The organism is Geodermatophilus sp. SYSU D00814 (assembly GCF_054050055.1).
The window spans coordinates 161,294-178,837 of sequence record NZ_JBJGYP010000007.1 but is presented as its reverse complement, the minus strand read 5'-3'; the positions used below and the strand labels follow the sequence as shown (position 1 = coordinate 178,837).

15 protein-coding genes are annotated in these 17,544 nt (G+C 76.9%); 6 read left to right on the top strand and 9 right to left on the bottom strand.

The genetic code is table 11. The annotated features are described in order from the left end of the window. Positions 1–71: 71 nt before the first annotated feature. Positions 72–974, bottom strand: a complete 903-nt coding sequence (locus ACI780_RS07560) for a CPBP family intramembrane glutamic endopeptidase (RefSeq protein WP_456870924.1) — start codon at positions 972–974, stop codon at positions 72–74. 324 nt (positions 975–1,298) lie between these two features. Here ACI780_RS07560 and ACI780_RS07555 point away from each other — a divergent pair, with 324 nt between their 5' ends. The 3 genes from ACI780_RS07555 to ACI780_RS07545 all read left to right on the top strand — a co-directional run bounded on the left by ACI780_RS07555 (position 1,299) and on the right by ACI780_RS07545 (position 3,584). Next, the gene (locus ACI780_RS07555; protein WP_457001935.1) at positions 1,299–2,267 is read left to right on the top strand and encodes an ABC transporter ATP-binding protein; all 969 of its coding nucleotides are present in this window, start codon (positions 1,299–1,301) and stop codon (positions 2,265–2,267) included. Continuing rightward, positions 2,264–3,076, top strand: coding sequence for a hypothetical protein (locus ACI780_RS07550; protein ID WP_456870922.1), 813 nt, complete (start codon positions 2,264–2,266; stop codon positions 3,074–3,076). The genes ACI780_RS07555 and ACI780_RS07550 overlap by 4 nt, the downstream gene beginning before the upstream one ends. Before the next feature lie 133 nt (positions 3,077–3,209). Beyond that, on the top strand, positions 3,210–3,584 hold the full coding sequence (locus ACI780_RS07545) for a response regulator (protein ID WP_456870921.1): 375 nt from the start codon (positions 3,210–3,212) through the stop codon (positions 3,582–3,584). Here the strand turns inward: ACI780_RS07545 and ACI780_RS07540 are convergent. The 3 genes from ACI780_RS07540 to ACI780_RS07530 all read right to left on the bottom strand — a co-directional run bounded on the left by ACI780_RS07540 (position 3,534) and on the right by ACI780_RS07530 (position 7,747). Beyond that, the gene (locus ACI780_RS07540) at positions 3,534–5,654 is read right to left on the bottom strand and encodes a hypothetical protein (RefSeq protein WP_457001932.1); all 2,121 of its coding nucleotides are present in this window, start codon (positions 5,652–5,654) and stop codon (positions 3,534–3,536) included. The genes ACI780_RS07545 and ACI780_RS07540 overlap by 51 nt on opposite strands. After that, entirely contained in the window at positions 5,651–6,985 is a 1,335-nt protein-coding gene (locus tag ACI780_RS07535) for a GAF domain-containing sensor histidine kinase (RefSeq protein WP_456870919.1), read from the bottom strand. The genes ACI780_RS07540 and ACI780_RS07535 overlap by 4 nt, the downstream gene beginning before the upstream one ends. An 84-nt stretch (positions 6,986–7,069) precedes the next feature. Beyond that, positions 7,070–7,747, bottom strand: a complete 678-nt coding sequence (locus tag ACI780_RS07530) for a response regulator transcription factor (RefSeq protein WP_456870918.1) — start codon at positions 7,745–7,747, stop codon at positions 7,070–7,072. A 333-nt stretch (positions 7,748–8,080) separates the two neighbouring features. On the opposite strand from ACI780_RS07530, the gene ACI780_RS07525 reads away from it, so the two are divergent. Then, the gene (locus ACI780_RS07525) at positions 8,081–8,761 is read left to right on the top strand and encodes a hypothetical protein (protein WP_456870917.1); all 681 of its coding nucleotides are present in this window, start codon (positions 8,081–8,083) and stop codon (positions 8,759–8,761) included. 588 nt (positions 8,762–9,349) lie between these two features. On the opposite strand, the gene ACI780_RS07520 is transcribed toward ACI780_RS07525, so the two are convergent. The 5 genes from ACI780_RS07520 to ACI780_RS07500 all read right to left on the bottom strand — a co-directional run bounded on the left by ACI780_RS07520 (position 9,350) and on the right by ACI780_RS07500 (position 15,412). Then, on the bottom strand, positions 9,350–9,937 hold the full coding sequence (locus tag ACI780_RS07520) for an alpha/beta fold hydrolase (RefSeq protein ID WP_457001929.1): 588 nt from the start codon (positions 9,935–9,937) through the stop codon (positions 9,350–9,352). Between the two features lie 55 nt (positions 9,938–9,992). Continuing rightward, on the bottom strand, positions 9,993–10,862 hold the full coding sequence (locus tag ACI780_RS07515) for a CPBP family intramembrane glutamic endopeptidase (RefSeq protein WP_456870915.1): 870 nt from the start codon (positions 10,860–10,862) through the stop codon (positions 9,993–9,995). 75 nt (positions 10,863–10,937) lie between these two features. After that, on the bottom strand, positions 10,938–11,720 hold the full coding sequence (locus ACI780_RS07510) for an ABC transporter permease subunit (RefSeq protein WP_457001926.1): 783 nt from the start codon (positions 11,718–11,720) through the stop codon (positions 10,938–10,940). Between the two features lies 1 nt (position 11,721). Further along, positions 11,722–12,639 carry an ABC transporter ATP-binding protein gene (locus ACI780_RS07505; RefSeq protein WP_456870913.1) on the bottom strand — a complete coding sequence of 306 codons (918 nt, stop codon included), beginning with the start codon at positions 12,637–12,639 and terminating at the stop codon, positions 11,722–11,724. 406 nt (positions 12,640–13,045) lie between these two features. Then, positions 13,046–15,412 (bottom strand): ATP-binding protein, encoded by a 2,367-nt coding sequence (locus ACI780_RS07500; protein WP_456870912.1) that lies wholly within the window; start codon positions 15,410–15,412, stop codon positions 13,046–13,048. A 258-nt stretch (positions 15,413–15,670) separates the two neighbouring features. Here ACI780_RS07500 and ACI780_RS07495 point away from each other — a divergent pair, with 258 nt between their 5' ends. Both ACI780_RS07495 and ACI780_RS07490 read left to right on the top strand, forming a co-directional pair. Beyond that, complete coding sequence (locus tag ACI780_RS07495; RefSeq protein ID WP_457001923.1) at positions 15,671–16,903, top strand: FAD-dependent monooxygenase; 1,233 nt, start codon at positions 15,671–15,673, stop codon at positions 16,901–16,903. Next, positions 16,894–17,442, top strand: a complete 549-nt coding sequence (locus tag ACI780_RS07490) for a hypothetical protein (protein WP_456870910.1) — start codon at positions 16,894–16,896, stop codon at positions 17,440–17,442. Before ACI780_RS07495 ends, ACI780_RS07490 begins: the two co-directional genes overlap by 10 nt. Positions 17,443–17,544 lie beyond the last annotated feature (102 nt).

Here is a 17,544-nt window from a genome sequence, read left to right as displayed (position 1 = left end):
GGGTGCCCGGGGGGGTGGGGGGTCGGGGGGAGGGGCGGGGGCGGCAAGGCCGCCCCCGGCCCGGGAGCCGATCAGCGCGGCGACGCCTCGAGCTCGCGGCCGTACTGCCGGGAGAGCCGGCGGCGGGCGACGACGGCCACGGCGACGGTCAGGAGGACCGTGGCGACGAGCATGCTGATCGCCCGCATCTGGCCGTCGAGGAACTCGGCGGCGATGCCGTTGTCGTTGTTGGTGCGGTTGAAGACGCTGTGCAGCAGCGCGACGAGCAGCAGGCTGCCGCCGGTGCCCCGCCGCACCGCCGCCAGCAGCGGCCGCACGAACACGCCGAGCAGGAAGTAGCTGACCAGCGCGCCGAGCAGCACGCCGGGGGTCACCTGCTGGTCGAGGAAGAACTCCAGCGGCACGTGCACGACCGCGAACGGGACGGCGACCAGCAGCGCGGCGACGTACCAGTTGTGCCGCCGTTCCAGCCGGGTCTGCAGCACCCCCGTCCAGGCCGTCTCCTCCCAGAGGTTGACGAGCACGAGGTTGACCAGCAGCAGGCCGGCCTGGCTGACCAGCACCGGCACGACGTCGACCGGGCGCAGCTCGTCGCCCATCGCGGCGCCCAGCGCGATCGTCAGCACCGGCAGCGCGAGCAGCACCGTCAGCCACCAGCCGGGGTGCACCCGCCAGCGGAACGCGCGCCGGAACAGCGCCCGCACGCCCGCGCTCCCCTCGGTGACCCCCGTGACGTAGACCGCGGCGGGCAGCAGCGCCAGCGCGATCACCACGCCGGTCAGCTCGTCGGGGGCGATGCCCAGCACCTCGTGGAGGTCCCCGCCCGGCAGGTGGCCGTGGTAGGCGAGCCCCCAGAGGGTGACCAGCGCGTAGGACAGCCCGATGGCGAGCACGAGGAACACGGTGAGCGGGCGACGCCGGGTCAGCCGGTGCAGCCGGCCGCGCGAGGGAGCGACCTCCGTGGTGGTGGACATGAGGGACCCGTCCGTTCGTCGAGCAGGAGCAGTGGCCCTCCCAGTGGAGGGCCGGCGGTGCCGCCGCCACGATCGGGACAGGCGCACGGTCGGGGGCGGGGAACCGACCCGCCGGGTCCGGGCCGGCGGGCGGTGCGCCCGCCACCACCCGGGCGGCCACCCCTCCCGCGGCACGGCGGCGCACCCCCGCCGGGGAGGCGACTGGCTCCCTGGGACGCGGACCGCCGCGTGCCTCTACTGGATCGGCCGCGTCCACCGGCCGGCCCCGGTCCCCCGGGGAGGCGGGACGCGGAGCCCCGACCCCCTCCCCCAGCGAGGCCCCCCGTGATCGACGTCCGCCACCTCACCAAGCGCTACGGCACCCGCACCGCCGTCGACGACCTCAGCTTCACCGTGCACCCGGGACGCGTCACCGGGTTCCTCGGCCCCAACGGCGCGGGCAAGTCGACCACGATGCGGGTGGTCCTCGGGCTCGACCGCCCCGACGCGGGCACCGCGCTGGTCGCCGGCCGGCCCTTCGCCGAGCACCCGTGGCCGCTGCGCTCCGTCGGCGCGGTGCTCGACGCCAAGGCCGTCCACCCGAACCGGACCGCCCGCAAGCACCTGCTGGCCCTCGCCGCCACCATCGGCGAGGGCGCGACCCGCGTGGAGGAGGTGCTGCGGCTGGTCGGGCTCACCGAGGTCGCCGACGAGCGCGCCGGCACCTACTCCCTCGGCATGAGCCAGCGCCTCGGCCTGGCCGGCGCGCTGCTCGGTGACCCGCAGGTGCTGGTCCTCGACGAGCCGGTCAACGGCCTGGACCCCGACGGCGTCCGGTGGATCCGGTCGTTCCTGCGAGCCCGGGCCGACGAGGGGCGCACCGTGTTCCTGTCCTCGCACCTGATGAGCGAGATGGCGCAGACCGCCTCGCACCTGGTCGTCATCGGACGGGGCCGGCTGATCGCCGACACCCCCACCGACGACCTGCTCACCGGCGCCACCCCGTCGGTGCAGGTGCGCACCGCGCAGGCCGACCGGCTGCGCGCCGTCCTCACCGCCCGGGGCGCGCAGGTCGACCCCGACGGCGACGGCCGGCTCACCGTGCGCCACCTCGACGCCGACGAGGTCGCCTCCCTGGCGATGGAGCACCGGGTGGTCCTCACCGAGCTCACCGCCGGACGGCAGTCGCTCGAGGACGCCTTCGTGGAGCTCACCGCCGGGGCCGTCGAGTACGGCCAGGACGGCGGGGAGCGCTCCCCCCACCCCGCCGGACCCGGCGTCCCGCGGGCACCCCGAGAGGACCCCCGACCGTGACCACCCCACTCGCCGACACCGCGCCCACCGGGACGGGCCGGCTGTCGCTGGCCCACGTCCTGCGCGCGGAGCGGATCAAGCTGACCAGCCTGCGCTCCACCTGGGCGCTGCTGGCCGCCGGCGCCGCGTTCACCGTGCTCGCCGGTCTGACCAGCGTGTCCTCGGTGGTCTGGCAGGACGGGGAGGGACCGCCTCCCGCGGGGTTCGACGCCGTCGCCGCCACCACGACCGGGGTCAGCACGCTGGCCTTCCTGGCCGCCGTCGTCGGCATCCTGCAGGTCACCGGGGAGACCACGACCGGGCTGAGCCGGGTGACGTTCGCGGCGGTGCCCCGGCGCGGGCTGGTGGTGGCCGCCAAGGCCGCCGCCCTGGCGCTGCTCGTGGCGCCCGTGACGGCGGTCGCCACGGCGGTCACCTTCCTCGCCGGCCAGGCCGTCCTCGGCACCCGGGACCTCGCGGTCCCGGTGCTGTCCCTGGACGCGCTGCAGGTGGTGCTCGGTGCGGCCGGGTACGCCGTCGCCGTCGGGGTCCTCGGCCAGGTGCTGGCCTGGCTGCTGCGCAGCACGCTCGGCGCCGCGGCCGCGCTGCTGGGGGTGCTGGCGGTGCTGGCGCCGCTGGTGGGGCTGCTGCCGGCGCGGGTGGCGAACGACGTCGTGCCGTTCCTGCCCGGGGAGGCGGCGGCCGCGCTGATGGGCGCCGATCCCAGCGGCGGGTCCCTGTCCGCGGCGGTGGCCGCGCCGGTCACCGTGGCCTGGTGCGCCGCCGGGTTGCTGCTGGCCGGGCGTGTGCTGCGCCGCCGGGACGGCTGAGCGCACGCACGGGCCGGGCGGCCCGCGCGGCGAGGGCGGCCATCCCCCCGTCGACCGGGGGGATGGCTCCCTGGCGTGCCGGGCCCGGTGCGGACACGCTGGCGGCTCGGAGGTGGCGGGCGAGGTGGCGGGCATGGCCAAGGTGCGGGTCCTGGTCGTCGACGACCAGGAGCCCTTCCGGCGGGCCGCCGGCGCGGTGGTCTCCGCGGTCGAGGAGTTCGAGCTGGTCGGCGCGGTGGACAGCGGGGAGGCCGCCGTGGACGCGGTGGCGGCCACCCACCCCGACCTGGTGGTGATGGACGTGAGCCTGCCGGGGATCAGCGGCCTGGAGGCCACCCGCCGGATCACGACCGGGCCGCACACCGCCGGGACGCGGGTGCTGCTGGTGTCCACCTACGACGTGCAGGACCTCGACGACGTGTCCGCCTGTGGCGCGGGGGGCTTCCTCAGCAAGGTCTCACTCGACCCGGACCGGCTCCGCGCCGCCTGGCACGACCTCCTCGGCTGATCGCGGGGACGGGACCGGCAGGTCGAGCAGGACGGTCACCTCCCCGTCCGGCGCCCGGTCGCTGCGCACCGTGCCGTCGAAGACGGCCAGCCGGTCGGTCAGCAGCCGGGACCGGCCCGCCGGCGTGTCCCCCGCCGCACGGCCGACGACCGCCACCCGGGCGACCCGTCCGGCCCCCTCGGCGGTCAGCTCGACCGACCGGACGGCCGGCAGCTCCTCGAGCAGGTCCACGGTCGCGAAGTACAGGGTCGACTCCAGCCGCGGGTCCAGCCGCCGGTCCGACCACCACTCCGTCGCCGTGACCCGGGCCGCCGGCCGGGCACCGCGCAGGTGGGTGGCCAGCGCGGCGGGCAGGCCGCGCCGGGCGAGCTGGGCGGGGAAGACCCCGCGGGTGACCGTGCGCAGCGCGTCGACCGCCTGCTGGGTGCCGGTCAGCAGGTCCTCCAGCGCGGCCCCCGTCCCCGGGTGGACCGGGGAGGTCGCGAGCCGGCGCAGCGCCGCGGGCAGCGGCTGCAGGTGCGGCAGGACCACGTGCTCGACGGCGGCCTCGAAGCGGGCGCGCTCCTCGGTGCGGGCGGCCAGCAGCCGGCGGCGGGAGGCCTCCAGCTGCCCGGTCAGGGTGACCAGCTCGGCCGCGCGCGCCGAGAGCTCCGCCCCCAGGCGCACGTTGCCCACGGCGTGGCCGACCTGGGCGACGAAGTCGGCCAGCAGCTGCCGTTCCAGGGTCCGCAGCCCCCGTCCGGGCGGCATGGTGACCGCCACCCGGCCCACGACCTCGCCGCGGTCGGCGACGACCGGTGCCGTCCAGTCCGGGGCGAGGGGCTCCCGGCCGCTGCCGTCGCTCCACGTGGTCGCGGCCGGCCACCGGTCCAGGGGTGCCGCGCCCGGGACGTCGAGCCGCACCACCGCCGCCCCCACCGCCCGGCCGATCGCCCGGGCGACGCCGGCGAGCATCTCCTGCGGGTGCGGGACGTCCTGCAGCTCCCGGGTGAAGTCCGCCAGCGCGACGTAGGGATCGGCCTGCGCGCCGTAGACCAGCCGGGTCGCGAAGCGGGCGGCGCGGCTGCGCAGCGGCTGCAGCAGCAGGGCCACCGCCGCGGTGAGCAGCACGGAGGTCAGCAGGCCGGGATCGGACGCCGACCACGGGCCCGGGCCGCTGACCACCACGACGGCGACGGCGTACAGGACGGTGGCGCCGCCGGTGAGCAGCGCGAGCACGATCGCCCGGTCGAGCACGACGTCGACGTCGAAGAGCCGGTGGCGCAGGATGCCGATCCCGGTGAGCACCGGCACCGCGGCGTAGCCGGCCATCAGCGGCAGGGGCGTGGACCAGGCCGGCAGCTGCAGCCACTGCGCCGACACCAGCGTGGCTCCCCCGGTGACCGCGAGCAGCACCGTCGCGAGCGTGATCCACCACAGCTGCTCGCGCGTGCGCCCGTCGCTGTGCCGCAGGCGGGAGAACAGCGCGGCGGCGGCCACGACGACACCGCCGGTGACCAGCGCGTACGAGGGCAGCAGCAGCGCCTGCACGAGCGGGTCGTCGGGTGCGGGCACCTGACCGGCGTCGTCCACCCGGCCGGTGCCCACCCGGGCCACCGCGACCGCGTGCAGCAGCACGCCGAGCGCGAGCACCCACACCCCCCACGACCAGCGCCCGCGCGGCCACCGCCCGTCGGGCGCCAGCAGGAACAGCCACCCCAGCAGCGCCAGGGTCGGGAAGGCACCCAGGTGCAGCCCCACGGCGATCGCCCCCGGCCCGCCCGGGACGTCGCCGAGGTCCCCGCGGACGGCCGCGACGCCGTAGGCCTGGGCGGCGACGCCGAGCTCGGTGAGCAGCTGCCCGACGACGAACAGCCACCCGATGCGGTGCCGGGGGTGCCGCGAGACGACCAGGGCCCCGATCACCGCCCCGGTGACGGCGCCGACGTCGACCAGCGGGAAGCCGGCGGTGACCGCCTCGGCGCTGCCCAGCCGGTCGGAGGCGGCGAGCACGACGACGCGCAGTCCCGCGAGGGCCGCGGTCAGGCCGGCGAGCAGCCACGCGAGGCGGATCCCCGGGCGGACCCTCACGGCCGGTCCGCGCCGGCCGGCGGGACGGGCACCTGCACCGTCACGGTGGTCCCCCGCCCGGGCCGGCCCTCGACCCGCACCGTCCCGCCGAGGGCGGTGGCTCGGCCGCGCACGCCCCGCAGCCCGGTGCCCCTCCCGGCGCCGCCGGCCGTCCCGTCGGGGAGCCGCCCGCTGCCGTCGTCGGCGACGGTCAGGAGCACGCCCGCGGCGGTCGCGTCGAGGTGGATCCGGACCCAGGACCCGCCGGAGTGCTTGACGGCGTTCTGCAGCGCCTCGGAGGCGCAGTAGTAGACCGCGGCGGCCACCTCCGCCGGGCACGGGACCGCGGCGGCGACGGTCACCGTCGTGGGCACCGGCGCGGTGACCGCGAGCCGGCTCAGCGCCGCGGGCAGCCCGTCGGCGAGCAGGGTCGCGGCACCGAGGCCCCGCGAGAGGGTGACGAGCGTCTCGATGGCGGCCTCGGCGGCGTCGGCCTGCTCGGCCAGCACCCGCTGCGCGCGGGCCGGGTCCGTGCCGAGCAGCCGGCGCGCCAGTCCGAGGTGCACGCTCAGCGCCACGAGCTGCTGCTGGGCGCCGTCGTGCAGGTCGCGCTCCAGGCGCCGGCGCTCGACGTCGGAGGCGGTCACCAGCTCGGCCTGCGCGGCGCGCAGCCGCCGCGCCTGCCCGGTCAGCTCGTCCACGCGAGCCTGCAGCTCGGTCTGCAGCTGCGCCCGGGCGAGCAGCAGGCCGGCCTGGCCGGCCAGGCCGGTGAACAGGCGCAGCTCGACCGCGGTGAGGGGGCGCCCGGGCCGCTCGCGCACCCGCAGCACGCCGAGCACCTCCCCGCCGTGACCGACCGGCAGGCTGTGCACGCCGGCCCGGTGCTCGGCCGCGGGCGGCGGCGGCAGCGGGTCGGTGGCCACCCCGGGAGGCCAGCCGGCCACCAGCCGCGGCTCGCCGTGCACCAGCAGCCAGACCTGTGTCCACGCGGCGGCCGTGCCCTCGGCGAGCACCCGGGCCATCCGCCCGGTCATCTCGCGCACCGACGCGCTGCTGCCCAGCCGCTCGGCGAAGCCGGACAGCAGCTCGTACGGCTCGGGCACCGGGCCCGCCAGCCGGCGGGCGACGGCCGCCTGCACGCGACGCCGGGCCGGCTCCAGACCGACGGCGACCACCGCGGTGGCCAGCAGCGCCAGGCCGGAGCGCGCGGTGCCGGTGCGCCCGAGCAGCAGGTCGCCGCCGACCACCACGACCAGGTACACCGCGAGCACGCCGGCCGCGGTCAGGACCCAGCCGACCGCCGGCGCGACGCCGGCGCGGCGCGTGCCGGCAGCTGCCGGGGCCGGGGGCATGGGCGGGAGTGTGGCCGCCCCGCAGCGGGCCGGGGAGGGGGTTGCCCGCACCGCGCCGGGGGGACGGCCGCACTCCCCGTTCGCTCAGCGGGGCTGCGGCTGGCCGCCGGCCTCCAGGAAGGTCAGCACGGCCGCGACCCGGCGGTTGAGGTCGCCCTCCTCGCTCAGCCCGAGCTTCTGGAACAGCGCGGTGATGTGCTTCTCGACCGCCCGCTCGCTCATGTAGGCGACGCGGGCGATCGCGGCGTTGCTGCGGCCGGTCGCCATCTGCTGCAACACCTCGAGCTCGCGGTCGGTCAGCCCGGCCAGCGGGGACCGCTCGCCGGTCGAGCGGCGCAGCAGCCCCTCGACGACCTTCGGGTCCAGCGCCGAGCCCCCGGCCGCCACCTCCCGCAGCGCCCGGACCAGCTCCTCGACGTCGGAGACGCGCTCCTTGAGCAGGTAGCCGAGCCCCTCGACGCCGTCCTCCAGCAGCTCGAAGACGTAGTCGGGCTCCACGTACTGGGACAGCACCACCACGCCGGTGCCCGGGTGGGCGGCGCGGATGCGCTTGGCCGCGACGATGCCCTCGTCGGTCAGCCCGGGGGGCATGCGGATGTCGGTGAGCACCGCGTCGGGCCGCAGCTCGTCGACCCGGCGCAGCAGCGTGTCCACGTCCTCGGCGACGGCGACCACGTCGACCTCGTCGGCCGTCCCCAGGAGCGCCGCGGTGCCCTGCCGGACGAGGTAGTTGTCCTCGGCGAACACGACCCGCAGCGTCATGGCGGGAGGGTAACGAGGGGGCGGCCGGCCGTCGGCGCCCTCGGGCGCCCGTTCCGGGGCCGCCGACACGGTCGACGGCTGCTGGTCCTGGGCGGTCACGGGAGCTCCTCGGGCGCGGTGCCGGTCCGGTCGCTGCCGAGCGTCGCCGCCGGCCGGCACCCCCTCCAGGGAGCTGACCGCCCGGCGACCGGAGGCCGGCCGAGCCCACGGGTGCGGGAACCCGCCGCCGACCGGGTGGCCCACCGGCTCCACCGGCTCCTCCCCCGTTCCTAGCGTCGGCGCCGCGGTCCCCCGGTCGGCGGGCGGGCCACGACCCGACCCCGAGGAGCTCCCGTGGACACCCTGACCGCCCCGCACCCCACGACCGCGCCGCCCCGCGCCCGGCGGCCGCTGCTCGCCGTCCTGGGTCTGGTCCTCGTCGTCCTCGGCGGGCTCGCCGGGACGGCGGGAGCCGGCGTCCTCGCCGCCTTCGGGACCGACGGCACCGTCGACACCGGCCCGTTCCGGCTGTCCACCTCCTCCGCCGCCCTCGTCAGCGAGGCCTCGCGGGTCGACGACGTCAGCCGGGTCGCCGCCGTCACCGGCGGGCTCGACCTGCGGCTGTCGGTGACCGGCGGGGACCCGTCCACGCCGGTGTTCGTCGGGATCGGCCCGGCCGGTGACGTCGAGGGGTACCTGGCCGGCGTGGCCCACGACGAGGTCAGCGGGCTGGGGACCTCGACGCAGGCCGTGGACCCTCAGCCCGGCGCACCCGCCGCCGCACCACCCGGTGGCCAGCCGTTCTGGGCGGCTTCGGCCGACACCGCGTCCTCGGGGGTCCTGACCTGGCACCTCGCCGACGGCGACCACCGGCTCGTCGTGGTGAACGCCGACGGGTCACCCGGGGTGGACGCCCGCGTCGACGTCCAGCTCGTGCTCGACGGCGCCTTCCCGGTCGGCGTGGCGCTGCTCGTCGGCGGCGGGGTGGCCGCCCTGGCCGGCGTCGTGCCGCTGGCGCGCGCGGCGCGCCGGTGAGGGCCCCGGTGGTCCCCCGCGTCGAGCAGGTCGCGCAGCAGCGTGGCCCGGGTCGCCGGGTCGACGACGACCTCGACGGCGAAGGCCAGGGCGCCCAACGCGGCCAGCCACGCCGCGACCTGGGCCAGAGCGCGTGTGAGGACCACCGCGGTCCCCTCGCCGCCCAGGGCGATCACGGCGTCGGCGGGCGCACCGGTCCACTCGGTCACCACGTGCAGGTCGAGCGTGACCAGGCCGAGGGCGAGGAAACCCCCGAACAGTGCGGCGCCGAAGCCGAGCACCTCGGAGGCGACCCGGGCGGTGACCCGCCTGCCGGTGCGCCGGTCGAGCGGCGCAGACAGCGTGCGCCGGACCCCGACGGTCGCGACGACCAGGGCGCCGCCGCAGGTGACGGTCAGCAGCACGACCAGCCGCGGCAGCGGGAGACGACCGACGTGGCGCCAGGTCTCAGCGGTGACGAACAGGACCAGGAGCAGGCCCAGCAGCAGGCGCAGCTCGCGGGCGGTGACGAGGACGACGTCGACGCGCCGCGGCCGCCCCGCCGGCCGGTCACGGGCCGACCCACCCCGTCCCCGGGCCGACACCGGGTCACGTCCCTGCTGGACCGGGGTGCGGGAGCCGGCCCAGGAAGGCCCGGACGGCGGCGGCGTACCGGTCGGCTCGGGCGACGGAGGCAGTCTGGCCACCGGAGAAGGTCCGCACGGTGGCGCCCGGGTACAGCCGTCGCACCGGCTCGAGCGCCGTCCCGCACCGCTCGTCGCCGGTGGCCTGCAGGAGCAGCACCCGGCCGGGCCACCCGGCCAGGTCGGCGGGGGCGGACCGCGGGAGCGCGGCCGTGTCGGCCAGGACCATCGCGCCGAACCGGTGCGGGGCACGGCGGACCAGAGCCTGGGCGACCAGTCCGCCGGACGAGGTGCCCCAGGCCACGGCGGTGTCGACGTCCTCGGCGTCCAGGATCGCGAGCAGCCCTCCGGCCGACTCGTCGAGGTCGGTCGCCGGGAGACGGGTCACCGACAGCACCCGGTGGTCGGCCTCCATGGCGGCCAGGTGCTCGAAGGACGCCTCCGACCGGCCGGTACCGCCGGGCAGGTGGAGGAGGGCCGGTGAGCCGGATCCGCCGGTCAGGTACTCCCAGGAGGTCGCGCCGATCCGGAGGCGGCGCACGGGGTGCGTCACACGGAACCGCTCCAGTCGCTCGTGCGCGCTCGGCGCCCCCCGGCACGGACACGGCTCACCGGTCACGGTCGGTCCCCTCCCGGGCCGGCCGGACGCTCGCGGCCCCGTCACGGGAGCGCAGGCGCCGGACGGCCAGGACGGCGGCGGTGCACAGCAGCAGCGCGACGTCGCGCTGCCAGCCGCCCTCGACGGCGTCCAGGTCGCCCGCGGTGTTGAAGGCGGCGTGCAGGACACCGACGGCCAGGATGCTGCCGCCGGTGGACAGCAGGACGCAGCCGGCCAGCAGGCGGAACACCAGGGCCACCACCAGCAAGCCGCCTGCCCCCAGCACGACCTCGCCGACACCGGGACGCCCGTCGAACAGCAGCGGCAGGTGCAGCGCCGCGAAGGGCAGCGCGGTCAGCGCCGAGCCGGCCCACAGCCCGTGACGGTCCACCAGCCGGCGCTGCACGAAGCCGGCCCAGGCGGTCTCCTCCCACAGGTTGAGCAGGAGCGTCCCCCACAGCAGCGTCGAGACGGCGAGGTCTGCGGCGAAGCGCCCCCAGCCCGCCCCGGGCCACACGAGGGTGCCGGTCACGGCGGCCAGGCCCAGGGTGGTTCCCGGGATGCCGAGCAGCACCAGCAGCGCCCACGTCCAGCCGATCCGCCAGCGCAGCACGCCCGCGAACAGGCGGCGCACGCCGGGGCGGCCGTCGGCCAGCCAGGTGACCGCCACCGCGGGCCCCAGGAGGCCGACGACGGTGGCGGCCAGCAGGAACGGCTCGACCGGGAGACCGGCCACCAGTGCCGTCCCGAGCGCCGTCCAGCCGGTGCCGAGCGCTCCGACCAGGAACGACGTGACCGGCCGACGGCGGGCGAACCGGCGCAGGGGGCCGCCAACAGCCGGCTCGGTCCCGATCCCGGCGGGCATCTCCGAGGTGGTCACGGTGCACCTCCCGTCCGCGGACGACCCGTCCCCCGCCCGGCGACCGGGCCGGGGCACAGGCCGTGCCGGATCCGCTCAGGTCCCGATGTCACGCCGGGTGAAGACGGCGGCGCCCACGCCGACCAGGACGGCTGTGGCCGCCAGCAGCGCCAGCGCCCCGCCGGGCTGGACCCCGTGGGCCAGCGGGTCGCCGCCGAGGTACCAGTGGAACGGCGACAGGTCCCGGGTCCAGCTCAACGCGTCCACCTGCGGGAGGACGCTGTTGGCGAGGTAGGCGAGCACGACCACGCCCGCGCTCACGCTGAGCGTGACCGTCCTCCTGCCGGTGGCGGCCCCGACCGCGAACGCGAGGGCGGCACAGAAGCCACCGAACAGCGCGAGGTGCAGGTCCATGGCGGCGAGTTCTGCTGCGCTGATGCCGGAGAGGTCCACCGCGCCGGACAGGGCGAGCATCGCCAGCCACAGCCCGACGGCGACGACGACGGCGCCGACCAGGACCGCGGCGATCCGCTGCAGCGCCAGCTGCCGGCGGCTCACCGGGTGGGCCAGCACCAGGTCGAGGGTGCCGGCCTCCTCGTCGGTGCCGACGATGCGCGTGCCCCACGCGGTCATGGCGACCGCGACGAGCAGCGGCAGCAGCATCCCGTAGACCGAGCTGCCCAGGTAGCCCTCGGGGCTGGTGAGCTCGTCGACGTTGAACGCCTCGAGCAGCGCCCGGGGGTAGGCGGCCACGGCCTCCTGCACCTCCGGGGTGCTGATGGTCGGCCAGAAGGCGGCGTACACCACACCGACGACGGCGATCGCCACGGTCCAGCCCGCCAGGGAACGCCGGGCGTCCCAGACAGCCTTCCCGAACACGCTATGCAGCAACACGGTCCGGCTCCCTCCGGGTGTCGTAGTAGGTGAAGAACAGCTCCTCGAGGTCGGGCTCCTCGGACCGCAGTCCCACGACGGTGTGCCGGGCTGCGGTCTTGACGAGGTCGTCGGCCCGTCCGTCGAGCCGGCCCCGCAGGACGGTGCCCTGCACGGTCACGTCGCTGAGGCCGGGTACCGCGGCGAAGTCGGCCGGGTCGACCGGTGCGGCGAAGACGATCTCGACCCGCCGGACGGCGCGCTCGCGCAGCTCCTCGACCCGCTCGACGGTCACCAGGCGCCCCTCGCGGACGATGCCGACCCGGTCGGCGGTCTGCTGCACCTCGCTCATGACGTGCGAGGACATGAACACCGTCGCGCCCCTCGCCGTGGCCTCGCGGACCATGGCGACGAACTCCTGCTGGAGGAACGGGTCCAGGCCGCTGGTCGGCTCGTCCAGCACCAGGATCTCGGGGTCGTGCACGAAGGCCTGGACGATGCCCACCTTCTGCCGGTTGCCCTTCGACAGGGTCCTGATCCCGCGGTCGAGGTCGAGACCCAGCCGGTCGGCCAGCTCCGCCGTGCGCCCGGCCGGCACCCCGCCGCGCAGGTTGCCGAGGTAGGTGAGCAGCTCGCGGCCGGTCTGCCGGCCGTCGACGACGAACTCGCCGGCGAGGTACCCGATCCGGCGGCGCACCTCGACGCCGTGCGTGCGCGGGTCGGCGCCCAGCACCTCGACGCGCCCGGACGTCGGGCGGATCAGGTCGAGCAGCAGCCGGATCGTGGTGCTCTTGCCGGCCCCGTTGGGCCCGAGGAAGCCGTACACCTCACCGGCGAGGACCTCGAGGTCGAGGCCGGCGAGCCCGCGGCCGGTGCGGCCGTAGGTCTTGACCAGTCCCTCCGTGCGGATGGCCACCTCCGCCATCACACCGTCCTCCTCCCTGGAGCTCCCGCTCCCGTGCGGACCGTCGGCGACGAGCGTGCGCGCCGCCCTGGCCCCGGGACCACGCACGCGACGACAACTCCGTGCACACAGCGGGCACACGCCGCACGGGCGGGCACGGAATCGTCGACCGCCGACGGACCGGCCCGGCGACGCGGGCGCCGCAGGGCCGGGGAGTCGTCGTGCGGACCACCGGGTGCGGCACCGTGCACCCGAGCCGGGCGAGGAGCGCCGCGCGCGTCGACCGCGGCTCCGACCGCACCGCCGGGGCGACGAGCGGGGTCAGCGGGGCGAAGTGCAGCGCTCCGTGGTCCCGCACGAGGTGCTCGTCATCGGGGCCGAGGGCCGACGTCCCGTCGTTGACCGGCAGCGGCCCCGACGAGCGCGCTCAGCCGTCGGACGGCCGCAGCCCGCCGTGTCCGTCGAGCGCGTACTCGACCGCCTGCTCTAAGGTCATCGCCCGCCCCTGCTCGCGGGCCCGCTCGAAGGCGGGCACACCGAGGCGTTCGCGGGCCCGGGCCGTGGCGCGGTCGTAGAGCCCGCGGTCGGGCCGGTAGTAGTTGTAGACCGGGGAGCCGACCGCCGCGAGGAGTCCCTCGGCCGCTCCGAGCAGGCACGCGGCGCGCCGCGCGTCACCGCGGGTGGCGGCCACCGCGCCCAGCCCCTCGACGAAGTGCGCGAGGTTGGCCCGGTCGTGCATCCGCTCCGACAGCACCACGCCCTCCGCGAGCAGGAGGGCGGCGTCGTCGTGGCGGCTCTGGGCGAGGGCGACCTGCGCCAGGTTGAACAGCGCGACGCACGCACCGGCCCGGTCCCCGGACCGGCGGGCGACCCGCAGTCCCTCCTCCACCGTCGACGCCGCCCCGTCGAGGTCGCCCTGCAGCAGCAGGACCGTCCCCAGCTGCGTCCGGGCCGTCGACACCGACTGCTCGTTGACGCCGGTCTCGAGGTGCAGCCGCAACGCCTCCTGCAGGTGGGACCGTGCGGTGTCGAGGTCGCCGACGTTGAGCGCCAGCAGGCCCAGGCCGTGCACCGCGTGCGCGGCCAGGACCGGATCGTCCACCTCGGCGGCCAGCGCGAGGCTGCGGGCCAGGTGCCGCTCGGCGGCCGGGTAGTCGCCCTGCGCGTACGCCAGCGCTCCGACCACACCGGATCCGACGGCCGCCGTCCGCGGGGCCGGGTCGCTGCCGAGCACCTGTTCCACGGCGGTCCGGCCCTCGTCCTGACGGCCCCGCAGCCACCAGAAGACCCACAGCGCCCAGCCCAAGCGCACCACACTCTCGTGGTCACCGGCCGACAGCGCCGACGAGATCGCCGCGCGCAGGTTGTCGGTCTCCTGGTCGAGCCGGCCCAGCCACGTCGTCTGGCCCGGTCCCCGCAACTCGGGCTCGGCACGCTCGGCCAGCGCGAGGAAGAACGCCGTGTGGCGGTGGCGGGCGTCGTCGGCGTCCCCGCTCTCCCTCAGGCGCTCCAGCGCGTACTCCCGGATCGGCTCGAGCAGGGTGTACCTGACCGCGCCGTCGTCGGTTCGGGCCACCACCAGGGACTGCTCCACCAGGTCCCCGAGCAGCTCCAGCACAGCGGGCACGTCCACCGGGTCCCCGGACCCGACCGCCTCGGCGGCCTCCAGCGTCAGCCCACCCGAGAAGACCGCCAGCCGGCGGAACAGCGCCCTGGCCTCGTCGCTGAGCAGGTCGTGGCTCCAGTCGAGGGTGGCGCGCACGGTCTTCTGCCGGTCCGGCAGATCCCGCTCCCACGACAGCGACACCGCACGGTCGAGGCGGGCCAGCAGCGTCGCGGGGTCGAGGAACCGCACGCGGGCCGCGGCCAGCTCCACGGCCAGGGGCAGGCCCGCCAGCCGCCGGCAGATCGCCGCCACGCTCGCGGCGTTGCCCTCGGTGAGGGTGAAGGAGGGGGAGGTCGTGCGGGCCCGCTCGACGAACAGCCGGCCGGAGGAGGCCGCCAGGACGTCGTCCGGTGACGGCGACGGCGTCGGTGCCGGCACCGGCAGGGGCGACACCGGGTACTCGTGCTCACCGCGGACCCGCAGCCGCGCCCGGCTGGTGACCAGCAGGGTCACGTACGGGCACTGCCCGGCCAGCCCGGACAGTTCCGGCGCGGCGGCCACCAGGTGCTCGAGGTTGTCGAGGACGAGCAGGACGCGCCGGTCCTGTAGGTGGGCGACCACGGAGTCGACCAGGCGCCGCCCCTCCGTCTCGCGCAGACCGAGCGATCCCGCCACGGTCGGCAGCACGAGCGCGGCGTCGGACAGCGGCGCCAGGGGGATGAACACCCTCCCGTCGGGGAAGGCGTCGGCGGCGCCACCCGCGGTCTCCACGGCCAGGCGCGTCTTGCCGACCCCGCCCGGACCGGTGAGCGTGAGCACGCGGACCTCCGGGCGGTCCAGCAGCGCGGCCACCTCGGCCAGTTCCTGCTCGCGGCCGACCAGCGGCGTCAGGGGGACCGGCAGGGCGGTGTCCGGGACCACGACCGACGCCGCACCGGGTCCGGCGGCCTCGCGCGGGACCGCCGCGAGGAGCGCGGCTCGCTCCGGGCCGGACAGGTGGAGGGCGTCGGCCAGCGACCGCACGGTGTGGGGATGGGGCCGGCGCCGCTCGCCCCGCTCCAGCGCGCTGATCGCGTTGCGCGTCACCCCCGCCAGCTCCGCGAGCTCCTCCTGGCTGAGCCCGGCGGCCTCGCGCAGTCGCCGCAGGTGTGCTCCGAAGGACGGCGTGTGCCCGCTGTCGGCGCTCATGCTGGCTGCTCGCACTGGGTCGTCACGTGGCCGCGACGCGGCGCCGGAGACGCTAGCAGCCGGGCGCGCTCCGGAGGCCGGTCCGGGAGCGCGGTGTGTGCCCGTTGTTGGCGCACCGTGTGTGGCCCGCCTCCCCCCGGCGCGCGGAGACTCCTGCCACCGAGCGCCGCACCCCGGTGCGAGCGGCCGGCCGGACCCGGACCGAGGAGGTCGTGTCGTGTACCCGACCAGCGCAGGACGACCCAGGGCGAGGCGGCCGTGAACGCCGGGGTGGTGGTCGTCGGAGGCGGGCCGGTCGGACTGACCCTCGCCCTCGCCCTCGCCCGGCAGCGCGTGCCGTCCCTCGTCCTGGAGGCCCGGCCGGAGCCCACGCCGGTCGACGAGTCCCGGGCGATCACCTGGATGCCGAAGGGCCTGGAGCTGCTCGACCGGCTGGGACTGCTGGGGGCGTTCGCCGGGCACGGCGTGCGGCGGACCGCCCACGAGTTCCGTACGCCGGAGCGGCTGCTGCTGACCCTGCGGTTCGACGAGCTGCCGGTCCCGCACCCGTACACGCTGCAGCTCCCCCAGCACCACTCCGAGGCCCTCCTGGAGGCAGCCGCGCTGGCCACCGGTCTGGTGGAGGTCCGACGAGGTCACCGGGTGACGGCCGTGGACCAGACCCCGGACGCGGTGACCGTCACCGTGCACGGTCCGGACGGGGGCTACCGGCAGACGGCGTCCTCCGGGGTGGCGTGCGACGGCGCCCGCAGTACCGTCCGCGACCACCTCGGCATCGGGACCCGCTGGCGTGACCACGGCACGGACTCGGCCGTGGCCGACGTCGTGATGGACTGCGACCTGCCCGCCGGCGTCTCGCGGATCGTGCTGGACGCCGCGCGCCCGTACGGCTTCTTCCGCTTCGGGCCGCGCCGCTGGCGGTTCGTCTACCGGCTCGGCGACGGGGAGGACCGGGCGGAGGCGACGTCGGAGGCCGCGGCGGTCGCCCTGCTGACGTCGCGGCTGCCCACGGCGCGGGTCGAGCGCTTCCTGTGGGCCAGCGCCTTCCGTCTCGCCCAGGGGCAGGCGAGCACCTACCGCCGCGGGCGCTGGCTGCTGTGCGGGGACGCCGCGCACGCGATGGGCCCGTCGGCCGGGGCGGGCATGATGATCGGGGTCGTCGGCGCCTGGCGGCTGGCGCACCGGCTGGCCGCGGTGGTGGCGGACGGGGCTCCCGCGGCCGGGCCGCTCGACGACTACGAGCGCGTGCAGCGCGCGGCGTCGCGTCAGGTGCAGGGCGCCAACGCGAGGATCTTCCGGAACATGGCCGTGACGGACCCGGCCGTGGCCGCCGTCCGCGCCACCCTGCTGGGCGGGATCGGACGGGTGCCCGCCGTCGTCCGCAGGATCACCGAGGAGGAGGCCATGGTCCGGCAGGACCTCGGCCCGACCGGGGCCGGCCCGCGACCTGCGCGCCCGGCAGGAGGAGTCAGGAGGACGCCGTGCTGGTGACGGTCACCACGGAGCTGCCGTGCTCGGTCGAACGGGCCCGCGAGGAGGTGGGGACGTCCCGCCTGCTCCTGTACGTGTCCTGGCCGCTGGTCGAGTTCCTCCCGGTCGACCCGCCGGTCCTGCCACCCACTTGGCAGGCCGGGGACCACCTGGTCCGGATGCGGTTGTTCGGGCTGGTACCGCTGGGCCGCCAGACGATCTCGATCTCCTTCCCGCCCACCACCCCGGACCGGGTGCTCCTCAGGGACAACGGGTCCGGTGACCTGCTGCGCCGCTGGGACCACCTGATCACGATCGCACCGGGCAGCTCGCCGACGCGGGCGCGGTACACCGACCGGATCGACGTCGACGCAGGCCTGCTGACCTCGCTCGCCTGGGCCTGGGCGCACGTGCTGTACCGCTGGCGCCAGCACCGGTGGCGGTACCTGGCCGCCCGGGGCTTCCGCTACCCGCCCGCCCGCCGCGCCCACGTCCCCAGGGCGCCCTCGGGGGGCGCGACCCGGGAGTCGCACGACCGGGGACCGGCGACAGCTGGGTGACGGCGGTCGGGGGTCACGGCAGTCATCTGTCCGATGACGCCGGCCGGCAGATCGGGGAGGTTCGGGGAGCGCCCGGCCGACCCCGGCCCCGGCTCCGGCACG

What these genes read in the sequence shown, in the direction of transcription:
- ACI780_RS07560 (WP_456870924.1), bottom strand. Translation starts at nt 974, where the DNA reads ATGTCCACCACCACGGAGGTCGCTCCCTCGCGCGGCCGGCTGCACCGG.
- ACI780_RS07545 (WP_456870921.1), top strand. Translation starts at nt 3,210, where the DNA reads ATGGCCAAGGTGCGGGTCCTGGTCGTCGACGACCAGGAGCCCTTCCGG.
- ACI780_RS07535 (WP_456870919.1), bottom strand. Translation starts at nt 6,985, where the DNA reads ATGCCCCCGGCCCCGGCAGCTGCCGGCACGCGCCGCGCCGGCGTCGCG.
- ACI780_RS07530 (WP_456870918.1), bottom strand. Translation starts at nt 7,747, where the DNA reads ATGACGCTGCGGGTCGTGTTCGCCGAGGACAACTACCTCGTCCGGCAG.
- ACI780_RS07505 (WP_456870913.1), bottom strand. Translation starts at nt 12,639, where the DNA reads ATGGCGGAGGTGGCCATCCGCACGGAGGGACTGGTCAAGACCTACGGC.
- ACI780_RS07500 (WP_456870912.1), bottom strand. Translation starts at nt 15,412, where the DNA reads ATGAGCGCCGACAGCGGGCACACGCCGTCCTTCGGAGCACACCTGCGG.